The sequence below is a fragment of the Pseudomonas sp. AO-1 genome (assembly GCF_019775695.1).
Taxonomy (GTDB): Bacteria; Pseudomonadota; Gammaproteobacteria; order Pseudomonadales; family Pseudomonadaceae; genus Aquipseudomonas; species Aquipseudomonas parakoreensis.
The window spans coordinates 854,293-875,456 of sequence record NZ_CP079947.1 but is presented as its reverse complement, the minus strand read 5'-3'; the positions used below and the strand labels follow the sequence as shown (position 1 = coordinate 875,456).

General features: G+C 55.0%; 31 protein-coding genes. All 31 read right to left on the bottom strand.

The annotated features are described in order from the left end of the window. Window positions 1-20: 20 nt before the first annotated feature. The 31 genes from rpsD to rpoC all read right to left on the bottom strand — a co-directional run bounded on the left by rpsD (window position 21) and on the right by rpoC (window position 21,156). Window positions 21-641 (bottom strand): 30S ribosomal protein S4, encoded by a 621-nt coding sequence (gene rpsD, locus KVQ82_RS04105; protein ID WP_003176404.1) that lies wholly within the window; start codon window positions 639-641, stop codon window positions 21-23. Between the two features lie 18 nt (window positions 642-659). Continuing rightward, entirely contained in the window at window positions 660-1,049 is a 390-nt protein-coding gene (rpsK, locus tag KVQ82_RS04100) for a 30S ribosomal protein S11 (protein ID WP_002555466.1), read from the bottom strand. 30 nt (window positions 1,050-1,079) lie between these two features. Then, window positions 1,080-1,436, bottom strand: coding sequence for a 30S ribosomal protein S13 (gene rpsM / locus KVQ82_RS04095; protein ID WP_008374135.1), 357 nt, complete (start codon window positions 1,434-1,436; stop codon window positions 1,080-1,082). 130 nt (window positions 1,437-1,566) lie between these two features. After that, window positions 1,567-1,683 carry a 50S ribosomal protein L36 gene (rpmJ, locus tag KVQ82_RS04090; RefSeq protein WP_002555468.1) on the bottom strand — a complete coding sequence of 39 codons (117 nt, stop codon included), beginning with the start codon at window positions 1,681-1,683 and terminating at the stop codon, window positions 1,567-1,569. 27 nt (window positions 1,684-1,710) lie between these two features. Beyond that, window positions 1,711-3,039 carry a preprotein translocase subunit SecY gene (secY, locus tag KVQ82_RS04085; RefSeq protein ID WP_003228718.1) on the bottom strand — a complete coding sequence of 443 codons (1,329 nt, stop codon included), beginning with the start codon at window positions 3,037-3,039 and terminating at the stop codon, window positions 1,711-1,713. Further along, on the bottom strand, window positions 3,040-3,477 hold the full coding sequence (gene rplO, locus KVQ82_RS04080) for a 50S ribosomal protein L15 (RefSeq protein WP_003228720.1): 438 nt from the start codon (window positions 3,475-3,477) through the stop codon (window positions 3,040-3,042). It abuts the gene before it with no gap. Window positions 3,478-3,480: 3 nt separating this feature from the next. Then, window positions 3,481-3,657, bottom strand: a complete 177-nt coding sequence (rpmD, locus tag KVQ82_RS04075) for a 50S ribosomal protein L30 (RefSeq protein ID WP_003176408.1) — start codon at window positions 3,655-3,657, stop codon at window positions 3,481-3,483. Between the two features lie 2 nt (window positions 3,658-3,659). Then, window positions 3,660-4,160 carry a 30S ribosomal protein S5 gene (gene rpsE / locus KVQ82_RS04070; protein ID WP_003176409.1) on the bottom strand — a complete coding sequence of 167 codons (501 nt, stop codon included), beginning with the start codon at window positions 4,158-4,160 and terminating at the stop codon, window positions 3,660-3,662. Between the two features lie 3 nt (window positions 4,161-4,163). Beyond that, window positions 4,164-4,514, bottom strand: a complete 351-nt coding sequence (gene rplR, locus KVQ82_RS04065; RefSeq protein ID WP_003186037.1) for a 50S ribosomal protein L18 — start codon at window positions 4,512-4,514, stop codon at window positions 4,164-4,166. A 10-nt stretch (window positions 4,515-4,524) separates the two neighbouring features. Then, window positions 4,525-5,058, bottom strand: coding sequence for a 50S ribosomal protein L6 (gene rplF / locus KVQ82_RS04060; RefSeq protein WP_007966176.1), 534 nt, complete (start codon window positions 5,056-5,058; stop codon window positions 4,525-4,527). Window positions 5,059-5,070: 12 nt separating this feature from the next. After that, a complete protein-coding gene (gene rpsH, locus KVQ82_RS04055) occupies window positions 5,071-5,463 on the bottom strand; it encodes a 30S ribosomal protein S8 (RefSeq protein WP_007966178.1) in 393 nt (130 codons plus the stop codon). Window positions 5,464-5,672: 209 nt separating this feature from the next. Next, complete coding sequence (gene rpsN, locus KVQ82_RS04050) at window positions 5,673-5,978, bottom strand: 30S ribosomal protein S14 (protein WP_007955639.1); 306 nt, start codon at window positions 5,976-5,978, stop codon at window positions 5,673-5,675. 13 nt (window positions 5,979-5,991) lie between these two features. Then, the gene (gene rplE / locus KVQ82_RS04045; protein WP_003210069.1) at window positions 5,992-6,531 is read right to left on the bottom strand and encodes a 50S ribosomal protein L5; all 540 of its coding nucleotides are present in this window, start codon (window positions 6,529-6,531) and stop codon (window positions 5,992-5,994) included. A gap of 20 nt (window positions 6,532-6,551) precedes the next feature. Continuing rightward, complete coding sequence (rplX, locus tag KVQ82_RS04040) at window positions 6,552-6,866, bottom strand: 50S ribosomal protein L24 (RefSeq protein WP_003186046.1); 315 nt, start codon at window positions 6,864-6,866, stop codon at window positions 6,552-6,554. Window positions 6,867-6,877: 11 nt separating this feature from the next. Further along, a complete protein-coding gene (rplN, locus tag KVQ82_RS04035) occupies window positions 6,878-7,246 on the bottom strand; it encodes a 50S ribosomal protein L14 (RefSeq protein ID WP_002555479.1) in 369 nt (122 codons plus the stop codon). A 23-nt stretch (window positions 7,247-7,269) separates the two neighbouring features. Next, entirely contained in the window at window positions 7,270-7,536 is a 267-nt protein-coding gene (gene rpsQ / locus KVQ82_RS04030; protein WP_003194644.1) for a 30S ribosomal protein S17, read from the bottom strand. A 2-nt stretch (window positions 7,537-7,538) separates the two neighbouring features. Continuing rightward, the gene (gene rpmC, locus KVQ82_RS04025; RefSeq protein WP_002555481.1) at window positions 7,539-7,730 is read right to left on the bottom strand and encodes a 50S ribosomal protein L29; all 192 of its coding nucleotides are present in this window, start codon (window positions 7,728-7,730) and stop codon (window positions 7,539-7,541) included. Further along, a complete protein-coding gene (gene rplP, locus KVQ82_RS04020; RefSeq protein ID WP_003228729.1) occupies window positions 7,730-8,143 on the bottom strand; it encodes a 50S ribosomal protein L16 in 414 nt (137 codons plus the stop codon). The genes rpmC and rplP overlap by 1 nt, the downstream gene beginning before the upstream one ends. 12 nt (window positions 8,144-8,155) lie before the next feature. Continuing rightward, window positions 8,156-8,842 (bottom strand): 30S ribosomal protein S3, encoded by a 687-nt coding sequence (rpsC, locus tag KVQ82_RS04015; protein ID WP_003176422.1) that lies wholly within the window; start codon window positions 8,840-8,842, stop codon window positions 8,156-8,158. A 13-nt stretch (window positions 8,843-8,855) separates the two neighbouring features. Then, window positions 8,856-9,188: a 50S ribosomal protein L22 gene (rplV, locus tag KVQ82_RS04010; protein ID WP_003103908.1), complete on the bottom strand. Its 333-nt coding sequence runs from the start codon at window positions 9,186-9,188 to the stop codon at window positions 8,856-8,858. Window positions 9,189-9,199: 11 nt separating this feature from the next. Further along, the gene (gene rpsS, locus KVQ82_RS04005; RefSeq protein WP_003228731.1) at window positions 9,200-9,475 is read right to left on the bottom strand and encodes a 30S ribosomal protein S19; all 276 of its coding nucleotides are present in this window, start codon (window positions 9,473-9,475) and stop codon (window positions 9,200-9,202) included. 16 nt (window positions 9,476-9,491) lie between these two features. Further along, window positions 9,492-10,316 (bottom strand): 50S ribosomal protein L2, encoded by an 825-nt coding sequence (gene rplB / locus KVQ82_RS04000; RefSeq protein WP_003228734.1) that lies wholly within the window; start codon window positions 10,314-10,316, stop codon window positions 9,492-9,494. Window positions 10,317-10,330: 14 nt separating this feature from the next. After that, the gene (gene rplW / locus KVQ82_RS03995; protein WP_002555488.1) at window positions 10,331-10,630 is read right to left on the bottom strand and encodes a 50S ribosomal protein L23; all 300 of its coding nucleotides are present in this window, start codon (window positions 10,628-10,630) and stop codon (window positions 10,331-10,333) included. Next, window positions 10,627-11,229, bottom strand: a complete 603-nt coding sequence (rplD, locus tag KVQ82_RS03990) for a 50S ribosomal protein L4 (protein WP_003228735.1) — start codon at window positions 11,227-11,229, stop codon at window positions 10,627-10,629. The genes rplW and rplD overlap by 4 nt, the downstream gene beginning before the upstream one ends. Before the next feature lie 12 nt (window positions 11,230-11,241). Next, window positions 11,242-11,877: a 50S ribosomal protein L3 gene (gene rplC / locus KVQ82_RS03985; RefSeq protein WP_003228738.1), complete on the bottom strand. Its 636-nt coding sequence runs from the start codon at window positions 11,875-11,877 to the stop codon at window positions 11,242-11,244. Window positions 11,878-11,957: 80 nt separating this feature from the next. After that, window positions 11,958-12,269 carry a 30S ribosomal protein S10 gene (gene rpsJ, locus KVQ82_RS03980; RefSeq protein ID WP_003186070.1) on the bottom strand — a complete coding sequence of 104 codons (312 nt, stop codon included), beginning with the start codon at window positions 12,267-12,269 and terminating at the stop codon, window positions 11,958-11,960. Between the two features lie 158 nt (window positions 12,270-12,427). Next, entirely contained in the window at window positions 12,428-13,621 is a 1,194-nt protein-coding gene (gene tuf, locus KVQ82_RS03975; protein WP_095668187.1) for an elongation factor Tu, read from the bottom strand. Window positions 13,622-13,652: 31 nt separating this feature from the next. Continuing rightward, on the bottom strand, window positions 13,653-15,758 hold the full coding sequence (fusA, locus tag KVQ82_RS03970; RefSeq protein ID WP_047296931.1) for an elongation factor G: 2,106 nt from the start codon (window positions 15,756-15,758) through the stop codon (window positions 13,653-13,655). Between the two features lie 30 nt (window positions 15,759-15,788). Then, window positions 15,789-16,262, bottom strand: a complete 474-nt coding sequence (gene rpsG / locus KVQ82_RS03965; protein WP_003228745.1) for a 30S ribosomal protein S7 — start codon at window positions 16,260-16,262, stop codon at window positions 15,789-15,791. Between the two features lie 107 nt (window positions 16,263-16,369). After that, entirely contained in the window at window positions 16,370-16,741 is a 372-nt protein-coding gene (gene rpsL / locus KVQ82_RS03960) for a 30S ribosomal protein S12 (RefSeq protein WP_003186084.1), read from the bottom strand. A 215-nt stretch (window positions 16,742-16,956) separates the two neighbouring features. Next, on the bottom strand, window positions 16,957-21,156 hold the full coding sequence (gene rpoC, locus KVQ82_RS03955; protein WP_041074962.1) for a DNA-directed RNA polymerase subunit beta': 4,200 nt from the start codon (window positions 21,154-21,156) through the stop codon (window positions 16,957-16,959). Window positions 21,157-21,164: the final 8 nt, after the last annotated feature.

The following is a 21,164-nucleotide window of genomic DNA, read 5'->3' as shown; positions in this document are numbered from 1 at the left end:
ATGCACCTATTTTCTAGCCCTTACTTGGAGTAGAGCTCGACAATCAGGCTTTCGTTGATGTCGGCGGACAGATCACTGCGAGCAGGAACGTTCTTGAAAACGCCCGACTTCTTCTCAGTGTCTACTTCTACCCATTCTACGCGGCCACGTTGGGCACACAGATCGAGAGCTTGGACAATGCGAAGTTGGTTTTTTGCTTTCTCGCGAACTGCGACCACGTCACCAGCACGAACCTGATACGACGGAACGTTTACGGTCTGACCGTTAACGCTGATCGACTTGTGCGATACCAGCTGACGGGATTCGGCACGAGTCGAACCAAAGCCCATACGGTATACAACGTTGTCCAGACGGCATTCGAGCAGTTGCAGCAGGTTTTCACCGGTTGCACCTTTCTTGCCAGCAGCTTCTTTGTAGTAGCCGCTGAACTGACGCTCGAGAACGCCGTAGATACGACGGACCTTCTGCTTTTCACGCAGTTGGGTGCCGTAGTCGGACTGGCGACCGCGGCGTTGGCCGTGGATACCAGGTGCTGCTTCAATGTTGCACTTCGATTCGATCGCGCGCACGCCGCTCTTCAGGAAGAGATCGGTGCCTTCGCGACGAGCGAGTTTGCATTTTGGACCAATGTAACGAGCCATTCTTTACAATCTCCTGGATTACACGCGGCGCTTCTTCGGCGGACGGCACCCGTTGTGCGGGATTGGCGTCACGTCGGTGATGCTGGCGATCTTGTAGCCACAGCCGTTCAAAGCGCGGACTGCGGATTCACGACCTGGACCTGGACCCTTGACGTTAACGTCGAGGTTTTTCAGGCCGTATTCCAGCGCAGCTTGACCAGCACGCTCAGCAGCTACTTGAGCAGCGAACGGGGTGGACTTGCGGGAACCGCGGAAACCCGAACCACCGGAGGTAGCCCAGGAAAGAGCGTTACCTTGACGGTCGGTAATGGTCACGATGGTGTTGTTAAAAGAAGCATGGATGTGGGCGATGCCATCAACCACTGTCTTTTTAACTTTTTTACGAGGACGAGCAGCAGGTTTTGCCATGATTAAATTCCTGTCGATTCGCTGGGGCGATTACTTGCGGATCGGCTTACGCGGACCTTTACGGGTACGCGCGTTGGTCTTGGTACGCTGACCGCGTACTGGAAGACCGCGACGATGACGCAGACCGCGATAGCAACCGAGGTCCATCAAGCGCTTGATTTTCATGTTGATTTCGCGACGCAGGTCACCTTCAGTGGTGAACTTCGCCACTTCGCCACGCAGCTGTTCAATTTGCTCGTCGCTCAGATCTTTGATCTTTGCTGCTGGGTTTACCCCAGTGTCTGCACAGATTTTCTGCGCAGTAGTGCGACCGACACCATAGATGTAGGTCAGCGAGATAACAGTATGCTTGTTATCTGGAATGTTAACGCCTGCAATACGGGCCATTCAGTGGGACTCCAATTGACAGCTACCTACGCCCCGGAAGCCAAGAAATAGGGCGCGAGATAATATCGCTGTAATAACAAATAATCAACCCGGCAGCGCACTAGCTGCCGGGCTTGAAGCACAATCACACTCAGCCTTGGCGCTGTTTGTGACGCGGTTCCGCGCTGCAAATTACTCGAACAACACCTTCGCGGCGAATAATCTTGCAGTTACGGCACAGCTTTTTCACCGATGCACGAACTTTCATCACCAACTCCTCGAACCTTATGGGTACTCAGCGCAACATGCCGCTGCCGTAACCCTTCAGGTTGGCTTTCTTCATCAGGGATTCGTACTGGTGCGAAACGAGGTGCGATTGTACTTGGGACATGAAGTCCATCACAACCACGACCACGATCAGCAACGAGGTCCCGCCAAGGTAGAACGGAACGTTTGCTGCAACCACCAGAAACTGGGGCAACAGGCACACGGCCGTCATGTAAAGAGCACCGAACATGGTCAAGCGAGTCAGAACGCCATCAATATAGCGTGCAGACTGCTCACCTGGACGGATGCCCGGAATAAAGGCACCGGACTTCTTCAGGTTTTCCGCTACGTCTTTCGGATTGAACATCAACGCCGTATAGAAGAAGCAGAAGAAAATAATCCCTGCACTAAACAGCAGAATATTCAACGGCTGACCAGGAGCGATCGACTGCGAGATGTCCTGCAACCAGCCCATACCTTCAGACTGACCAAACCAGGCACCCAACGAAGCCGGGAACAGCAGAATGCTGCTCGCGAAAATAGCCGGAATAACACCGGCCATGTTCACCTTCAGCGGCAAGTGGCTTGTCTGCGCAGCAAAAACCTTGCGGCCCTGCTGACGCTTGGCGTAGTGAACAGCGATACGACGCTGACCACGCTCAATGAACACCACGAAACCGATAATCGCTACTGCCAGCAAACCGATGGCAACCAGGGCGAAGATATTGATATCACCCTGACGCGCAGACTCGAAAGACTGCCCGATTGCTCTCGGAAGACCGGCGACGATACCCGAAAAAATCAACATCGAGATACCGTTGCCTACACCACGCTCAGTAATCTGCTCACCCAGCCACATCATGAACATCGCACCAGCCACAAAAGTGGATACCGCGACGAAATGGAAGCCAAAGTCACCAGTGAACGCAACGCCCTGCCCCGCCAGGCCAATGGACATGCCAATAGCCTGAACGAGAGCGAGGACGACGGTGCCGTAGCGGGTGTACTGGCTGATCTTGCGACGGCCAGCTTCACCTTCCTTCTTCAACTGCTCCAGCTGCGGGCTGACGGCGGTCATCAGTTGCATGATGATCGATGCCGAAATGTACGGCATGATCCCCAGTGCAAAGATGCTCATCCGTTCCAGCGCGCCGCCGGAGAACATGTTGAACAAGCTAAGAATGGTCCCCTCATTCTGTCGAAACAGGTCTGCGAGTCGGTCCGGGTTGATACCTGGAACCGGGATGTGTGCGCCTATTCGGTAGACGATAATCGCCAGGAACAGAAAACGCAGACGAGCCCAGAGTTCAGACATACCGCCTTTGCCGAGCGCAGAGAGAGCACCTTGCTTAGCCATTTATTCCTCGAACTTGCCGCCAGCTGCTTCGATAGCCGCACGCGCACCTTTGGTGGCGCCGATTCCCTTGCCGATAGTGACAGCGCGAGTCACTTCACCGGACAGCATGATTTTCACACGCTGTACGTTGACGTTGATCACGTTGGCATCTTTCAGGGACTGCACGGTGACGATGTCGCCTTCCACTTTGGCCAGCTCGGACAGACGCACTTCTGCGCGATCCATGGCTTTCAGGGAAACGAAACCGAACTTCGGCAGGCGACGATGCAGCGGCTGTTGACCGCCTTCAAAGCCTGGAGCAATAGTGCCACCGGAGCGGGAGGTTTGACCTTTGTGGCCACGGCCACCAGTCTTACCCAAACCGCTACCGATACCACGGCCCGGACGATGCTTTTCGCGACGGGAACCCGGCGCTGGACTCAGATCATTGAGTTTCATCGATTAACCCTCGACACGCAGCATGTAGTAAGCCTTGTTGATCATCCCGCGATTCTCGGGAGTATCCTGGACTTCTACAGTGTGACCGATGCGACGCAGACCCAGACCCTTAACGCACAGTTTGTGGTTAGGGATGCGGCCGGTCATGCTTTTGATCAGCGTAACTTTAACGGTAGCCATGATCAGAAGATCTCCTTGACAGTCAGGCCACGCTTGGCAGCAATGGACTCAGGAGATTGCATAGCCTTCAGACCCTTGAAAGTGGCGTGAACCACGTTTACCGGGTTAGTCGAGCCGTAGCACTTGGCCAGAACGTTCTGAACGCCAGCAACTTCGAGGACAGCACGCATAGCGCCGCCAGCGATGATACCGGTACCTTCAGAAGCAGGCTGCATGTACACCTTCGAAGCGCCGTGAGCGGACTTCATTGCGTACTGCAGGGTGGTGCCGTTCAGGTCAACTTGAATCATGTTGCGGCGAGCAGCTTCCATTGCCTTCTGGATCGCAGCAGGCACTTCACGCGACTTGCCACGGCCGAAGCCAACACGCCCTTTACCATCACCAACCACGGTCAACGCGGTGAAAGTGAAGATACGGCCGCCTTTAACGGTTTTGGCTACGCGGTTAACTTGAACCAGCTTCTCGATGTAGCCTTCGTCGCGCTTTTGGTCGTTATTTGACATAACTTAGAACTCCAGCCCAGCTTCACGAGCAGCATCAGCCAGCGCTTTAACGCGGCCATGGTACTTGAAGCCAGAGCGGTCGAAAGCCACTTGCGAGACGCCAGCGGCCTTAGCACGCGTAGCGACCAGCTGGCCAACCTTTGTGGCCGCGTCGATGTTGCCAGTGGCGCCATCACGCAGTTCTTTATCCAAAGTCGAGGCACTTGCCAGGACTTTGTTGCCGTCGGCCGAGATGACCTGGGCGTAGATGTGCTGCGACGAGCGGAACACGCAGAGACGCACGACTTCGAGTTCGTGCATTTTCAGGCGTGCTTTGCGAGCGCGACGCAGTCGAGTAACTTTTTTGTCGGTCATTTGCTATGCCCTACTTCTTCTTGGCTTCTTTACGACGGACGACTTCGTCCGCGTAGCGCACACCTTTGCCTTTGTACGGCTCTGGTGGACGGAAGTCGCGGATCTCAGCGGCCACTTGACCTACCAGCTGCTTGTCGATGCCCTTGATCAGGATATCGGTCTGGCTAGGAGTCTCAGCGGTGATGCCTTGCGGCAGTTCGTAATCCACTGGGTGCGAGAAGCCAAGAGCCAGGTTCAGCACCTGACCTTTTGCTTGCGCCTTGTAACCAACACCGACCAGCTGGAGCTTGCGCTCGAAGCCTTGGCTTACGCCTTGGACCATGTTGTTTACCAACGCACGCGTGGTACCGGCCATTGCGCGAGTCTGTTGATCGCCATTGCGAGCAGCGAAACGCAGCTCACCAGCCTCTTCAACGATCTCAACGGACGAATGGATGTTCAGTTCAAGAGTACCCTTGGCACCCTTCACCGAAAGCTGTTGGCCTGCGAATTTGACTTCGACACCGGCTGGCAGCTTAACGGGGTTCTTAGCGACGCGAGACATGCTTATCCCCCCTTAGAACACAGTGCAAAGAACTTCGCCGCCGACACCGGCAGCGCGCGCAGCACGATCCGTCATCACACCTTTGTTGGTGGAGACGATAGACACGCCAAGACCGCCACGAACTTTCGGCAGATCTTCAACGGACTTGTACTGACGCAGGCCTGGACGACTAACGCGCTTGACTTCCTCGATGACCGGACGGCCTTCGAAGTATTTCAGCGAGATGGACAACGACGGCTTAGCGTCGGTGGTGATCTGAAAATCCGCGATGTAACCTTCGTCCTTCAGGACTTTTGCTACAGCCACCTTCAACGTGGAAGACGGCATGCTTACGACAGACTTTTCAGCCATCTGGGCATTACGGATTCGAGTTAGCATGTCCGCTAACGGGTCCTGCATACTCATGGGCTAGACGCTCCTAATACAGAAAAATTAGCCTTGCGGCTACTACTTGTCGCCGAGAAATTCCGGGCACGAAAAACACGGGCTCAGGCGAGCCGGTCATTCTAGACACACCCCAGAAATGAATCAAGCCCCAAAAGGGGCTTGATTCAAATTCAAGGCCACCGATGGTCAGGTTCTTGCGACCCCGACCATCAAGGCTTTGACAGCGATTACCAGCTGGCTTTAACCAGACCTGGAACGTCACCACGCATTGCCGCTTCACGCAGTTTGTTACGGCCCAGGCCGAACTTGCGGTAAACGCCGTGCGGACGACCAGTCAGGCGGCAACGGTTACGCATGCGCGAAGCGCTTGCGTCACGTGGTTGCTTCTGCAGAGCTACGGTCGCTTCCCAACGCGCTTCTGGACTTGCGTTCAGATCAACGATGATAGCTTTCAGCGCTGCACGCTTGACGGCGTACTTGGCAACAGTGAGCTGACGCTTCAGCTCACGGTTTTTCATGCTCTTCTTGGCCATTTTCCTACTCCAATCAGTTGCGGAACGGGAATTTGAAAGCACGCAGCAAAGCGCGGCCTTCATCATCGTTCTTGGCAGTGGTGGTCAGGGTAATGTCCAGACCGCGGAGAGCATCGATCTTGTCGTAGTCGATTTCCGGGAAAATGATCTGCTCTTTCACGCCCATGCTGTAGTTGCCACGACCATCGAAGGACTTGGCATTCAGGCCGCGGAAGTCGCGAACCCGAGGCAGGGAGATCGACAGCAGACGATCCAGGAACTCGTACATACGCTCACGGCGCAGAGTCACTTTGACGCCGATCGGCCATCCTTCACGGACTTTAAAGCCAGCGATGGATTTACGAGCGTAAGTCACAACGACTTTTTGGCCGGTGATCTTTTCCAGGTCAGCAACAGCGTGCTCGATGACTTTTTTGTCGCCGATCGCTTCGCCCAGACCCATGTTCAGGGTGATTTTGGTAACGCGCGGAACTTCCATCACGTTCGAAAGCTTAAGTTCTTCCTTAAGTTTCGGAGCGATTTCCTTCCGGTAAATCTCTTTTAGTCGTGCCATGGTCTTCTACCTAGCAGTGTTCAAGCATCAACCGCTTTTTGGGTCGACTTGAAGACACGAATTTTCTTACCGTCTTCTACTTTGAAACCAACGCGGTCAGCCTTGTTGGTTTCGCCGTTGAAGATGGCGACGTTGGAAGCGTGCAGTGGCGCTTCTTTCTCGACGATACCGCCCTGTACGCCCGACATCGGGTTAGGCTTGGTATGACGCTTGACCAGGTTCAGACCACCAACAACCAGACGGTTGTCAGCAAGAACCTTCAGCACCTTACCGCGCTTACCTTTGTCTTTGCCGGCGATCACGATGATCTCGTCGTCACGACGAATCTTTTGCATGTCGGATCTCCTTACAGCACTTCTGGGGCGAGCGAGACGATCTTCATGAACTTCTCAGTACGAAGTTCACGGGTCACTGGCCCAAAGATACGGGTGCCGATCGGCTCTTGCTTGTTGTTCAGAAGAACAGCAGCGTTGCCATCAAAGCGGATAATGGAGCCATCAGCACGACGTACGCCGTGACGAGTGCGGACTACAACAGCAGTCATCACTTGGCCTTTTTTCACTTTACCGCGAGGAATTGCTTCCTTCACGGTAACTTTGATGATGTCACCGATACCAGCGTAACGACGATGGGAGCCACCCAGCACCTTGATGCACATAACACGGCGAGCGCCGCTGTTATCGGCCACATCGAGCATGGATTGAGTCTGAATCATATAATTTCTCCGACCCCTAGCCCTTAGACTTCCACAGCGCGTTCGAGAACATCAACCAGCGCCCAAGACTTGGTCTTGGCCATCGGACGAGTTTCACGAATAGTGACTTTGTCGCCGATGTGGCACTGATTGGTTTCGTCGTGCGCGTGCAGCTTAGTCGAACGCTTAACGTATTTACCGTAGATCGGGTGCTTAACGCGACGCTCGATCAGAACGGTGATGGTTTTGTCCATCTTGTCGCTGACAACACGGCCAGTCAGCGTACGGACAGTTTTTTCGGCTTCAGCCATGATCACTTACCTGCCTGCTGGTTGAGCACAGTCTTCACGCGAGCGATGTCACGCTTAACTTGCGAGAGCAGATGAGACTGCCCCAACTGGCCAGTTGCTTTCTGCATGCGCAGATTGAACTGGTCGCGCAGCAAGCCGAGCAGTTGCTCGTTCAGCTGCTGTGCGGATTTTTCACGAAGTTCATTCGCTTTCATCACATCACCGTCCGTTTAACAAAGGAGGTGGCGAGCGGCAGCTTTGCAGCAGCCAGGGCGAAAGCCTCACGCGCCAGCTCTTCAGAAACACCCTCGATTTCATACAGGACTTTGCCTGGCTGAATCTGGGCAACCCAGTATTCCACGTTACCCTTACCTTTACCCATACGAACCTCGAGAGGCTTTTTGGAGATCGGCTTGTCCGGGAATACACGGATCCAGATCTTGCCGCCACGTTTTACGTGACGGGTCAGAGCACGACGCGCTGACTCAATCTGACGAGCGGTGAGACGACCACGAGCAACAGACTTCAGCGCGAACTCGCCGAAGCTGACTTTGCTACCGCGCAGTGCCAGACCACGGTTGTGGCCGGTCATCTGCTTGCGGAACTTCGTACGCTTAGGTTGCAACATTTGGCGTACCCCTTACTTAGCAGCTTTTTTACGAGGCGCTGGTGCTTGTGGCTTCAGCTCTTCTTGGCGACCACCAATTACTTCGCCTTTGAAGATCCAAACCTTTACACCGATCACACCGTAAGTGGTGTGAGCTTCGTAGTTGGCATAGTCGATGTCGGCACGCAGGGTGTGCAGCGGCACACGACCTTCGCGATACCATTCAGTACGTGCGATTTCAGCACCGCCGAGACGACCGCTCACTTGGATTTTGATGCCTTTGGCACCAATGCGCATGGCGTTCTGTACTGCGCGCTTCATAGCGCGACGGAACATTACACGACGCTCCAGCTGCTGAGCTACGCTCTGCGCAACCAGCATACCGTCGAGCTCCGGCTTGCGGATCTCTTCGATATTGATGTGCACAGGCACACCCATTTGCTTGGTCAGGTCCTGACGCAGTTTCTCAACATCTTCACCCTTCTTCCCGATAACGATACCTGGACGAGCGGTGTGGATGGTGATGCGTGCAGTTTGAGCCGGACGATGGATATCGATACGGCTTACGGACGCGCTTTTTAGTTTGTCTTGGAGATACTCACGCACCTTCAGATCTGCGAACAAGTAGTCCGCATAAGTCCGACCGTCTGCGTACCAGACGGAGGTGTGCTCCTTGACGATTCCCAGGCGAATGCCAATGGGATGTACTTTCTGACCCATCTCTTCGACTCCGTTACTTGTCAGCAACCTTGACAGTGATATGGCAAGACCGCTTGACGATGCGATCAGCACGGCCTTTGGCACGTGGCATGATGCGCTTCAGCGAACGCCCTTCGTTGACGAAAACGGTGCTGACTTTCAGGTCATCAACGTCTGCGCCTTCGTTATGCTCGGCGTTGGCTACGGCCGACTCCAGCACTTTTTTCATGATCTCGGCGGCTTTCTTACTGCTGAAAGCCAACAGGTTGAGCGCTTCGCCCACCTTCTTCCCGCGGATCTGGTCGGCGACCAAGCGGGCTTTCTGGGCGGAGATTCGAGCGCCCGACAACTTAGCGGCTACTTCCATTTCCTTACCCCTTAACGCTTGGCTTTCTTGTCAGCCACGTGCCCACGATAAGTGCGGGTACCGGCGAACTCGCCCAGTTTATGGCCAACCATGTCTTCGTTCACGAGAACTGGGACGTGCTGACGGCCGTTGTGTACAGCAATGGTCAGACCGACCATTTGTGGCAGGATCATCGAACGACGCGACCAAGTCTTAATTGGTTTGCGATCGTTCTTTTCCGCCGCCACTTCGATCTTCTTCAGTAGGTGAAGATCAATAAAAGGACCTTTTTTCAGAGAACGTGGCACTGTCGTATCCCTCTATTTACTTGCGACGACGGACGATCATTTTGTCGGTACGCTTATTACCACGAGTCTTCGCGCCCTTAGTCGGGAAGCCCCATGGCGATACCGGATGACGACCACCAGAGGTACGACCTTCACCACCACCATGTGGGTGGTCAACCGGGTTCATGGCAACACCACGAACGGTTGGGCGAACGCCACGCCAGCGTTTGGCACCAGCTTTACCCAGCGAACGCAGGCTGTGCTCGGAGTTCGAGACTTCGCCCAGGGTCGCACGGCATTCAGCCAGGACTTTACGCATTTCACCGGAACGCAGACGCAGGGTAACGTACACGCCTTCACGAGCGATCAGCTGAGCCGAAGCACCAGCGGAACGAGCGATCTGTGCGCCTTTACCTGGCTTCAGTTCGATGCCGTGTACGGTAGAACCGACTGGAATGTTGCGCAGTTGCAGAGCGTTACCTGGCTTGATTGGAGCCAGAGCGCCTGCGATCAGCTGGTCGCCAGCACTCACGCCTTTAGGGGCGATAATGTAGCGACGCTCGCCGTCTGCGTAGCAGAGCAGTGCGATGTGAGCGGTACGGTTTGGATCGTATTCGATACGCTCGACAGTGGCGACGATGCCATCTTTGTCGTTGCGACGGAAATCGACCATACGGTAATGCTGCTTATGACCACCACCGATGTGACGAGTGGTAATACGGCCATTGTTGTTACGACCACCAGTCTTCGATTTTTTCTCGAGCAGCGGTGCGTGAGGAGCGCCTTTATGCAGCTCCTGGTTGACCACCTTGACCACAAAACGGCGGCCAGGGGAAGTCGGTTTGCATTTAACGATTGCCATGATGCACCCCTTCCTTACTCAGCACTGCTGCTGAAATCGAGATCTTGGCCTGGCTGAAGGGAGATAACTGCCTTCTTCCAGTCATTACGCTTGCCCAGACCGCGAGCAGTGCGCTTGCTCTTACCCAGAACGTTCAGGGTAGTGACGCGCTCTACTTTCACGCTGAACAGGCTTTCGACGGCCTTCTTGATTTCCAGCTTGGTTGCATCAGTAGCAACCTTGAAAACGAACTGGCCTTTCTTGTCTGCCAGAACCGTAGCCTTCTCGGAAACGTGCGGGCCAAGCAGAACTTTAAATACGCGTTCCTGGTTCATCCCAGCAGCTCCTCGAATTTCTTCACGGCCGACACGGTGATCAACACCTTGTCGTATGCGATCAGACTAACTGGATCGGAACCTTGCACGTCACGTACATCTACGTGTGGCAGGTTACGAGCAGCCAGGTACAGGTTCTGATCAACAGCGTCCGACACGATCAGAACGTCGGTCAGGCTCATGTTGTTCAGTTTGCCCAGCAGATCTTTGGTTTTCGGAGTTTCAACAGCAAAATCCTGAACCACGACCAGACGATCAGTACGCACCAGCTCAGCAAGGATGGAACGCATTGCTGCGCGATACATCTTCTTGTTCAGCTTCTGGGAGTGATCTTGTGGACGAGCTGCGAAAGTGGTACCGCCGCCACGCCAGATTGGGCTACGGATAGTACCGGCACGAGCACGGCCAGTACCTTTCTGACGCCATGGGCGCTTGCCGCCACCACGAACGTCGGAACGGGTCTTCTGCTGCTTGCTACCTTGACGGCCGCCGGCCATGTAGGCCACGACTGCTTGGTGAACCAGCGTCTCGTTGAATTCGCCGCCAAATGTCAGTTCGGAAACTTCGATCGCTTGAGCGTCATTTACATTTAATTGCATGTCAGCTTCCCCTTAACCGCGAGCCTTGGCTGCTGGACGTACAACCAGGTTGCCGCCAGTAGCGCCAGGAACAGCGCCCTTGACCAACAACAGATTGCGTTCAGCGTCCACGCGCACTACTTCCAGGGACTGCACGGTCACGCGCTCAGCGCCCATATGACCGGACATTTTTTTGCCCTTGAATACACGACCAGGAGTCTGGCACTGGCCGATAGAGCCTGGGACGCGGTGGGATACGGAGTTACCGTGGGTGTTATCTTGCCCGCGGAAATTCCAACGCTTGATCGTACCCTGGAAGCCTTTACCCTTGGACTGACCGGTTACATCAACCAGCTGACCAGCGGCGAAGATTTCAGCGTTGATCAGATCGCCAGCCTGGTACTCGCCTTCTTCAAGGCGGAATTCCATGGTGGTGCGACCAGCGGCAACGTTCGCTTTAGCGAAGTGGCCAGCCTGAGCTGCTGTTACACGCGAAGCGCGACGCTCGCCGACAGTGACTTGCACTGCACGATAGCCATCGGTCTCTTCAGTTTTGAACTGGGTGACGCGATTCGGCTCGATCTCAATGACCGTGACCGGAATGGAGACACCTTCTTCGGTGAAAATACGGGTCATACCGCATTTACGACCGACTACACCAATAGTCATGTTGTAAACCTCATGAGTGTACGGGGCTTTCACCCGCTATGGCCGCCCATTTCAGAGCGTTACACGACCAAGACCGAGTCTTAGCCGAGGCTGATCTGCACTTCCACACCGGCCGCAAGATCAAGCTTCATAAGTGCATCAACGGTTTTATCCGTTGGCTGGACGATGTCCAGAACGCGCTTATGAGTGCGGATTTCGTACTGGTCACGCGCGTCTTTGTTGACGTGCGGGGAAACCAGAACGGTGAACCGCTCTTTACGGGTAGGCAGTGGAATTGGACCACGCACTTGAGCACCAGTACGTTTCGCGGTTTCCACGATTTCCTGGGTTGATTGGTCGATCAGGCGATGGTCGAAAGCCTTCAACCTGATACGGATTTGCTGATTTTGCATTGGATTTCAGACTCCGGCTGCTATTCCCACCGGGCGCAATACGCCCGTTAAAAGGAGGCGCAATTCTATAGACGCCCCAGATAGGTGTCAACCCAATAAAAAAGCCCCCGCTGAGCGGGGGCTTTTTCAATTCATCAAGCAGACTCTATAAAAGAGAATTACTCGATGATTTTTGCTACGACGCCAGCGCCGACGGTACGACCGCCTTCACGGATAGCGAAACGCAGACCGTCTTCCATCGCGATGGTTTTGATCAGGGTAACAGTCATCTGAATGTTGTCACCTGGCATTACCATTTCAACGCCTTCTGGCAGCTCGCAGTTACCAGTCACGTCAGTAGTACGGAAGTAGAACTGTGGACGGTAGCCTTTGAAGAACGGAGTGTGACGACCGCCTTCTTCCTTGCTCAGAACGTAAACTTCTGCAGTGAACTTGGTGTGCGGCTTAACCGAACCTGGCTTGACCAGAACCTGACCACGCTCAACGTCGTCACGCTTGGTACCACGCAGCAGAACGCCGCAGTTCTCACCAGCACGACCTTCGTCGAGCAGCTTGCGGAACATCTCAACACCGGTGCAGGTGGTGGTGGTGGTGTCACGCAGACCAACGATTTCCAGTGCATCTTGAACGCGAACGATACCGCGCTCGATACGACCAGTCACAACAGTACCGCGACCCGAGATCGAGAACACGTCTTCGATTGGCATCAGGAATGGCTTGTCGATCATACGAACTGGTTCTGGGATGTAGCTGTCCAGAGTTTCAACCAGCTTCTTGACGGCAGTGGTGCCCATCTCGTTGTCGTCTTTGCCTTCCAGCGCCATACGAGCCGAACCGATGATGATTGGAGTGTCATCGCCCGGGAAGTCGTAGGTGGACAGCAGGTCGCGAACTTCCATCTCAACCAGTTCCAGCAGCTCAGCGTCGTCTACCAGGTCAGCCTTGTTCAGGAAAACCACGATGTACGGAACGCCTACCTGACGGGACAGCAGGATGTGCTCACGGGTTTGTGGCATCGGACCATCAGCGGCCGAGCAAACCAGGATAGCGCCGTCCATTTGAGCAGCACCGGTGATCATGTTCTTCACATAGTCAGCGTGACCTGGGCAGTCAACGTGAGCGTAGTGACGAATGTTCGAGTTGTACTCAACGTGCGCGGTGTTGATGGTGATACCGCGAGCTTTTTCTTCTGGAGCGCTGTCGATCTTGTCGAATTCAACTACGGCCGAACCGAAAACTTCGGAGCAGACGCGAGTCAGAGCAGCGGTCAGAGTGGTTTTACCGTGGTCAACGTGACCGATGGTGCCAACGTTGACGTGCGGTAGGGAACGATCAAATTTTTCTTTAGCCACGACAATTAACTCCTAGCCTAAAGGGGCTGAATCAGCCTTGTTTTTTGGTTACGGATTCGACGATGTGCGACGGAGCCGTATCGTATTTTTTGAATTCCATAGAGTAGCTTGCGCGACCCTGGGACATGGAACGAACGTCGGTCGCATAACCGAACATCTCACCCAGTGGAACCTCGGCACGGATAACCTTGCCGGACACTGTGTCTTCCATACCCTGGATCATGCCGCGACGACGGTTAAGGTCGCCCATCACATCACCCATATAGTCTTCAGGCGTAACAACCTCTACCGCCATGATCGGCTCGAGCAACTCACCACCACCCTTCTGGGCCAGTTGCTTGGTCGCCATGGAAGCAGCCACTTTAAACGCCATCTCGTTGGAGTCGACGTCGTGGTAAGAACCATCGAACACGGTAGCCTTCAGGCCGATCAGCGGATAGCCGGCAACAACGCCGTTCTTCATCTGCTCTTCGATACCCTTCTGGATAGCCGGGATGTATTCCTTAGGAACCACACCACCTACTACTTCGTTCAGGAATTGCAGACCTTCCTGACCTTCGTCAGCAGGAGCAAAACGGATCCAGCAGTGGCCGAACTGGCCGCGACCGCCGGACTGGCGAACGAATTTGCCTTCGATTTCGCAGTTCTTCGTGATGCGCTCACGGTACGAAACTTGAGGCTTGCCGATGTTGGCTTCGACGTTGAACTCACGGCGCATCCGGTCAACCAGGATGTCCAGGTGCAACTCGCCCATGCCGGAGATGATCGTCTGACCAGTCTCTTCATCAGTCTTAACGCGGAAAGACGGGTCTTCCTGAGCCAGTTTGCCCAGTGCGATACCCATTTTTTCCTGGTCATCCTTGGTCTTAGGCTCTACGGCAACCGAAATAACCGGCTCCGGGAAGTCCATACGAACCAGGATGATTGGCTTGTCAGCGTTGCAGAGGGTTTCACCAGTGGTGACGTCCTTCATGCCGATCAGGGCCGCGATGTCGCCAGCGCGCACTTCCTTGATCTCTTCACGGGCGTTTGCGTGCATTTGCACCATACGACCCACGCGCTCTTTCTTGCCTTTAACCGAGTTGATCACGCCGTCGCCGGAGTTCAACACGCCCGAGTAAACACGGACGAAGGTCAAGGTACCCACGAATGGGTCAGTAGCGATTTTGAACGCCAGTGCCGCGAACGGCTCGTCGTCACTTGCGTGACGCTCCATTTCCTCTTCCTCGTTATCAGGGTTGGAACCCTTGATCGCAGGAATGTCGGTTGGAGCAGGCAGGAAGTCGATAACGGCGTCGAGAACCAGGGGAACACCCTTGTTCTTGAACGAAGAACCGCACACAGCCAGAACGATTTCGCCAGCGATAGTGCGCTGACGCAGAGCAGCCTTGATCTCTTCGATCGACAGTTCTTCGCCTTCCAGGTACTTGTTCATCAGCTCTTCACTGGCTTCGGCCGCAGCCTCAACCATGTTGCTGCGCCACTCAGTAGCCAGCTCGAGCATGTCCGCAGGGATTTCCTTGCGAACAGGAACCATACCCTTGTCAGAGTCGTTCCAGTAAACAGCCTGCATGTTGATCAGGTCGATCTGGCCCTGGAAGTTGTCTTCCGAACCGATAGCCAGCTGAATCGGCACTGGAGTGTGACCCAGACGCTGTTTGATCTGACCGATCACGCGCAGGAAGTTGGCACCAGCACGGTCCATCTTGTTTACGTAAACAAGACGTGGAACGCCGTATTTGTTGGCTTGACGCCATACGGTTTCCGACTGAGGCTCAACACCCGAAGTACCGCAGAATACAACGACAGCGCCGTCGAGTACGCGCAGGGAACGTTCAACTTCAATGGTGAAGTCTACGTGGCCCGGGGTATCGATGACGTTGAAGCGGTGTTCGTGAGGATACTGCTTCTCGGAACCTTTCCAGAAGGCGGTGATGGCAGCAGAAGTAATGGTAATACCACGCTCCTGCTCCTGCACCATCCAGTCTGTGGTCGCGGCGCCGTCATGCACCTCGCCCATTTTGTGACTTTTGCCAGTGTAAAAAAGGACGCGCTCGGTGGTGGTGGTTTTACCAGCATCCACGTGAGCGACGATACCGATGTTACGGTAGCGACTAATCGGAGTAGTACGAGCCATAAAGCCCTCGCAAAATTAGTGAAGCTAAAATTAGAAGCGGTAGTGCGAGAAAGCTTTGTTGGCTTCGGCCATACGGTGCACGTCTTCACGCTTCTTAACAGCAGCACCTTTACCTTCAGCAGCATCCAGCAGTTCGCCAGCCAAGCGCAGAGCCATAGACTTCTCGCCACGCTTACGGGCGAAGTCTACCAACCAGCGCATTGCCAGAGCGTTACGGCGGGAAGGACGAACCTCGACCGGAACCTGGTAAGTAGCACCACCAACGCGGCGCGACTTCACTTCGACCAGCGGAGCGATGGCGTCGAGTGCTTTTTCGAAGAGTTCCAGGGGATCGGTGCCGGCCTTACGAGCCTTCACGGTTTCCAGGGCACCATAAACGATACGCTCGGCAACGGCTTTCTTGCCGCTTTCCATAACGTGGTTCATGAATTTGGCGAGGATCTGGCTTCCGTATTTCGGATCGTCCAGAATCTCACGCTTTGCTGCTACGCGACGTCTTGGCATGATAAGCCCTCAAGCGGTCTTCAGGTTAGTTCGGGACAGATCCAGTGGATGCAAGCCCGACCTTACTCTTATCGACTCAATAAAATGAAAATCTGCAAAACGGCCGATTACTTCGGACGCTTGGTACCGTACTTCGAACGACCCTGGTTACGGCCTTTAACGCCGGAAGTATCCAAGGAGCCGCGAACGGTGTGGTAACGAACACCTGGCAAGTCTTTTACACGACCGCCGCGGATCAGTACCACGCTGTGCTCTTGCAGGTTGTGACCTTCACCACCGATGTACGAGGAAACCTCGAAACCGTTGGTCAGGCGCACACGGCATACTTTACGCAGTGCCGAGTTAGGTTTTTTCGGCGTAGTGGTGTACACACGGGTGCACACGCCACGACGTTGCGGGCAGTTCTGCAGCGCAGGCACGTCGGATTTCTCGACGATACGCTTACGCGGCTGACGTACCAGCTGGTTGATAGTTGCCATCTACTAGCTCCACTGTTGTCTTGCGACGCTATTGTCTTGCAAGAAAAGCAAAATGACAGGAACGGATTCCCGCCAAATTTAGGGGATCAAGAGTCTAAAGAGGATCTTGCCCCCAGTCAAGGCAAGGCCCCGACCTCCCCGCCCGTCGAGCCTTGACAATTTGTCTCGATTCGACGAACGGAGCGATCAGGGCCTCAGCTCATTTACCGCAGAACTCAGTTACCGCTCGAGTTCAGCGCTTCGGTCAGTGCAGCTTCCACTTCACTGGCGCTTACGCGCAACGGTTTGTCCGCATCACGGCGACGCTTGCGCTCGCTGTGATATGCCAGACCGGTACCGGCCGGGATCAGACGACCCACGACCACGTTTTCTTTCAGGCCGCGCAGGTAGTCGCGCTTGCCGGTGACTGCCGCTTCGGTCAGTACGCGGGTGGTTTCCTGGAAGGAAGCCGCCGAGATGAACGATTCGGTGGACAACGACGCCTTGGTGATACCCAGCAGAACGCGAGTGAACTTGGAGACAAATTTGTCTTCCGCGTTCAGACGCTCGTTCTCTACCAGCACGTGAGTCAGTTCCATCTGGTCGCCCTTGATGAAGCTGGAATCGCCGGACTCGGAGATCTCAACTTTACGCAGCATCTGACGCAGGATGGTCTCGATGTGCTTGTCGTTGATCTTCACGCCTTGCAGACGGTAAACGTCCTGGATCTCGTTCACGATGTACTTGGCCAGCGCGCTCACACCCAGCAGACGCAGGATGTCGTGCGGATCGCTTGGACCGTCGGAGATAACTTCGCCGCGGTTTACCTGTTCGCCTTCGAACACGTTCAGGTGACGCCACTTCGGAATCAGCTCTTCGTACGGATCGCTACCGTCGTTCGGGGTAATGACCAGACGGCGCTTGCCTTTGGTCTCTTTACCGAACGCGATGGTGCCGCTGACTTCAGCCAGAATCGACGCTTCCTTCGGACGACGAGCTTCGAACAGGTCGGCAACACGCGGCAGACCACCGGTGATGTCGCGGGTTTTCGAAGTTTCTTGCGGGATACGAGCGATAACATCACCGATCGCAATCTTCGCACCGTCCGCAACACCGACCAGGGCGTTGGCTGGCAGGAAGTACTGAGCGATAACGTCAGTGCCTGGCAGCAACAGATCCTTGCCGTTGTCGTCGACCATCTTCACTGCTGGACGGATTTCCTTGCCCGCAGCTGGACGATCTTTCGCGTCGAGTACTTCAATGTTGGTCATACCGGTCAATTCGTCAGTCTGACGCTTGATCGTGATGCCTTCTTCCATGCCCACGTAGGTCACGGTACCTTTCATTTCGGTAACGATCGGGTGAGTGTGCGGATCCCACTTGGCCACGATTGCGCCAGCGTCGACCTTGTCACCTTCTTTAACCGAAATCACAGCACCGTACGGCAGCTTGTAACGCTCACGCTCACGACCGAAGTCATCAGCGATTGCCAGCTCACCGGAACGGGACACAGCAACCAGGTGGCCATCCACTCGCTCAACGTGTTTCAGGTTGTGCAGACGGACGGTACCGCCATTCTTCACCTGAACGCTGTCGGCTGCGGAAGTACGGCTTGCCGCACCACCGATGTGGAACGTACGCATTGTCAGCTGGGTACCCGGTTCACCGATGGACTGGGCAGCGATAACGCCGACCGCTTCACCGATGTTCACCTGGTGACCACGAGCCAGATCACGGCCGTAGCACTTGGCGCAAATGCCATAGCGGGTTTCGCAGCTGATCGGCGAACGCACGATCACTTCGTCGATGCTGTTCAGCTCGATGAACTCGACCCACTTCTCGTCTACCAAGGTACCGGCAGGAACGATAACGTCCTCGGTGCCTGGTTTGAATACGTCACGGGCAATAACACGACCCAATACGCGCTCACCCAACGGCTCTACAACGTCACCGCCTTCAATATGCGGAGTCATCAGCAGACCGTGTTCGGTGCCGCAATCGATCTCGGTTACAACCAGATCCTGCGCCACGTCTACCAGACGACGAGTCAGGTAACCGGAGTTCGCAGTTTTCAACGCGGTATCCGCCAGACCTTTACGAGCACCGTGAGTCGAGATGAAGTACTGGAGTACGCTCAGACCTTCACGGAAGTTCGCAGTAATCGGCGTTTCAATGATGGAACCGTCCGGCTTGGCCATCAGACCACGCATACCGGCCAGCTGACGAATCTGTGCTGCGGAACCCCGCGCACCCGAGTCAGCCATCATGTACATCGAGTTGAAGGACTCTTGGTCGACTTCGTCGCCGTGACGGTCGATGACTTTCTCTTTCGAGAGGTTGGCCATCATCGCCTTGGAAACTTCGTCGTTCGCCTTCGACCAAAGGTCGATCACTTTGTTGTACTTCTCGCCCTGGGTTACCAGGCCGGAGGCGTACTGGCTCTCGATCTCTTTCACTTCGTCGGTGGCTGCACCGATGATGCGGGCTTTTTCATCCGGGATAACGAAGTCGTTAACACCGATGGAAACGCCGGAGATGGTCGAGTAAGCGAAACCGGTGTACATCAACTGGTCAGCGAAGATCACGGTCTCTTTCAGACCAACCACGCGGTAGCACTGGTTGATCAGCTTGGAGATCGCCTTTTTCTTCATCGGCAGGTTGACGACATCGTACGACAGACCTTTTGGCACAACCTGGAACAGCAGCGCACGGCCGACAGTGGTGTCGACGATACGAGTGTTGCTCACGCTGTTGCCGTCACGGTCGTTGACGGTTTCGTTGATACGAACCTTGACCTTGGCGTGCAGTGCGGCTTCGCCGGCACGGAACACACGGTCAACTTCCTGCAGATCCGCGAACACACGACCTTCGCCCTTGGCGTTGATCGCTTCACGAGTCATGTAGTACAGACCCAATACAACGTCCTGCGACGGAACGATGATTGGCTCACCGTTGGCTGGCGACAGAATGTTGTTGGTCGACATCATCAACGCACGCGCTTCGAGCTGGGCTTCCAGCGTCAGCGGTACGTGCACGGCCATTTGGTCGCCGTCGAAGTCGGCGTTGTACGCGGCGCAGACCAGAGGGTGCAGCTGGATAGCCTTACCTTCGATCAGTACCGGTTCAAACGCCTGGATACCCAGACGGTGAAGGGTCGGTGCACGGTTGAGAAGAACCGGGTGTTCGCGAATCACTTCCGCGAGAACGTCCCAAACCTCTGGCAGCTCGCGCTCGACCATCTTCTTGGCCGCTTTGATGGTGGTCGCGAGACCACGCATTTCCAGCTTGCCGAAAATGAACGGTTTGAACAGCTCGAGAGCCATCTTCTTCGGCAGACCGCACTGGTGCAAACGCAGGGTCGGACCTACGGTAATTACCGAACGACCGGAGTAGTCAACGCGCTTACCGAGCAAGTTCTGACGGAAGCGACCCTGCTTACCCTTGATCATGTCAGCCAGGGATTTCAGAGGACGCTTGTTCGAACCGGTGATAGCGCGGCCACGACGACCGTTGTCGAGCAGTGCATCGACAGCTTCCTGCAACATGCGCTTTTCGTTGCGCACGATGATGTCCGGAGCGGACAGATCAAGCAGGCGCTTCAAACGGTTGTTACGGTTGATCACTCGACGATACAGATCGTTGAGGTCGGAAGTCGCGAAACGACCGCCATCCAGCGGGACCAGTGGACGCAGATCTGGCGGCAGAACCGGCAGAACGGTCAGCACCATCCACTCTGGCAGGTTGCCGGAACCCTGGAAGGCTTCCATCAACTTCAGACGCTTGGACAGCTTCTTGATCTTGGTTTCCGAGTTGGTTTGCGGAATTTCTTCGCGCAGACGACCAATCTCGTGCTCCAGGTCGATAGCGTGCAGCAGTTCACGGACAGCTTCAGCACCCATACGGGCGTCGAAGTCGTCACCGAACTCTTCCAGCGCTTCGAAGTACTGTTCATCGTTCAGCAGCTGACCTTTTTCAAGGGTGGTCATGCCTGGATCGATAACGACGTAGCTCTCGAAGTAGAGAACGCGTTCGATATCACGCAGGGTCATGTCCATCAGCAGGCCGATACGGGACGGCAGCGATTTCAGGAACCAGATGTGGGCAACCGGCGAAGCCAGTTCGATGTGCGCCATGCGCTCACGACGAACCTTGGCCAGTGCAACTTCAACGCCGCACTTCTCGCAGATCACACCACGGTGCTTCAAGCGCTTGTACTTACCGCACAGGCACTCGTAATCCTTTACCGGGCCAAAGATCTTGGCGCAGAACAGACCGTCACGCTCAGGTTTGAACGTACGATAGTTGATGGTTTCCGGCTTTTTAACTTCACCGAACGACCACGAGCGGATCATCTCAGGCGAGGCCAATCCGATACGGATGGCGTCGAACTCTTCGACTTGACCCTGGTTTTTCAGCAAATTCAGTAGGTCTTTCAAGGCCTTTC

Bases quoted from the DNA above. Each gene is read 5' to 3' on its own strand.
- rpsD (WP_003176404.1), bottom strand. From the start codon at position 641: ATGGCTCGTTACATTGGTCCAAAATGCAAACTCGCTCGTCGCGAAGGC.
- rplE (WP_003210069.1), bottom strand. From the start codon at position 6,531: ATGGCACGACTAAAAGAGATTTACCGGAAGGAAATCGCTCCGAAACTT.
- rplC (WP_003228738.1), bottom strand. From the start codon at position 11,877: ATGACTATTGGTGTAGTCGGTCGTAAATGCGGTATGACCCGTATTTTC.
- fusA (WP_047296931.1), bottom strand. From the start codon at position 15,758: ATGGCTCGTACTACTCCGATTAGTCGCTACCGTAACATCGGTATCGTC.
- rplV (WP_003103908.1), bottom strand. From the start codon at position 9,188: ATGGAAGTAGCCGCTAAGTTGTCGGGCGCTCGAATCTCCGCCCAGAAA.
- rpsH (WP_007966178.1), bottom strand. From the start codon at position 5,463: ATGAGTATGCAGGACCCGTTAGCGGACATGCTAACTCGAATCCGTAAT.
- rplX (WP_003186046.1), bottom strand. From the start codon at position 6,866: ATGCAAAAGATTCGTCGTGACGACGAGATCATCGTGATCGCCGGCAAA.
- rpsQ (WP_003194644.1), bottom strand. From the start codon at position 7,536: ATGGCTGAAGCCGAAAAAACTGTCCGTACGCTGACTGGCCGTGTTGTC.
- rpsL (WP_003186084.1), bottom strand. From the start codon at position 16,741: ATGGCAACTATCAACCAGCTGGTACGTCAGCCGCGTAAGCGTATCGTC.
- rplW (WP_002555488.1), bottom strand. From the start codon at position 10,630: ATGAACCAGGAACGCGTATTTAAAGTTCTGCTTGGCCCGCACGTTTCC.
- rplN (WP_002555479.1), bottom strand. From the start codon at position 7,246: ATGATTCAGACTCAATCCATGCTCGATGTGGCCGATAACAGCGGCGCT.
- rpsK (WP_002555466.1), bottom strand. From the start codon at position 1,049: ATGGCAAAACCTGCTGCTCGTCCTCGTAAAAAAGTTAAAAAGACAGTG.
- rpsG (WP_003228745.1), bottom strand. From the start codon at position 16,262: ATGCCAAGACGTCGCGTAGCAGCAAAGCGTGAGATTCTGGACGATCCG.
- rpmJ (WP_002555468.1), bottom strand. From the start codon at position 1,683: ATGAAAGTTCGTGCATCGGTGAAAAAGCTGTGCCGTAACTGCAAGATT.
- rpsN (WP_007955639.1), bottom strand. From the start codon at position 5,978: ATGGCCAAGAAGAGCATGAAAAACCGTGAGCTGAAGCGTCAGCTCACT.
- rplB (WP_003228734.1), bottom strand. From the start codon at position 10,316: ATGGCAATCGTTAAATGCAAACCGACTTCCCCTGGCCGCCGTTTTGTG.
- rplF (WP_007966176.1), bottom strand. From the start codon at position 5,058: ATGTCTCGCGTCGCTAAGAACCCCGTTAAGCTGCCAGCCGGTGTCGAA.
- rpsC (WP_003176422.1), bottom strand. From the start codon at position 8,842: ATGGGTCAGAAAGTACATCCCATTGGCATTCGCCTGGGAATCGTCAAG.
- rplP (WP_003228729.1), bottom strand. From the start codon at position 8,143: ATGTTGCAACCTAAGCGTACGAAGTTCCGCAAGCAGATGACCGGCCAC.
- rplD (WP_003228735.1), bottom strand. From the start codon at position 11,229: ATGCAATTAAATGTAAATGACGCTCAAGCGATCGAAGTTTCCGAACTG.
- rpsM (WP_008374135.1), bottom strand. From the start codon at position 1,436: ATGGCCCGTATTGCAGGCGTTAACATTCCAGATAACAAGCATACTGTT.
- rpsE (WP_003176409.1), bottom strand. From the start codon at position 4,160: ATGTCAAATAACGACCAAAAGCGCGACGAAGGCTACATCGAGAAGCTG.
- rplO (WP_003228720.1), bottom strand. From the start codon at position 3,477: ATGAAACTCAATGATCTGAGTCCAGCGCCGGGTTCCCGTCGCGAAAAG.
- rpmC (WP_002555481.1), bottom strand. From the start codon at position 7,730: ATGAAAGCGAATGAACTTCGTGAAAAATCCGCACAGCAGCTGAACGAG.
- rpsJ (WP_003186070.1), bottom strand. From the start codon at position 12,269: ATGCAAAATCAGCAAATCCGTATCAGGTTGAAGGCTTTCGACCATCGC.
- secY (WP_003228718.1), bottom strand. From the start codon at position 3,039: ATGGCTAAGCAAGGTGCTCTCTCTGCGCTCGGCAAAGGCGGTATGTCT.
- rplR (WP_003186037.1), bottom strand. From the start codon at position 4,514: ATGACCGACAAAAAAGTTACTCGACTGCGTCGCGCTCGCAAAGCACGC.
- rpmD (WP_003176408.1), bottom strand. From the start codon at position 3,657: ATGGCTACCGTTAAAGTTACGCTGATCAAAAGCATGACCGGCCGCATC.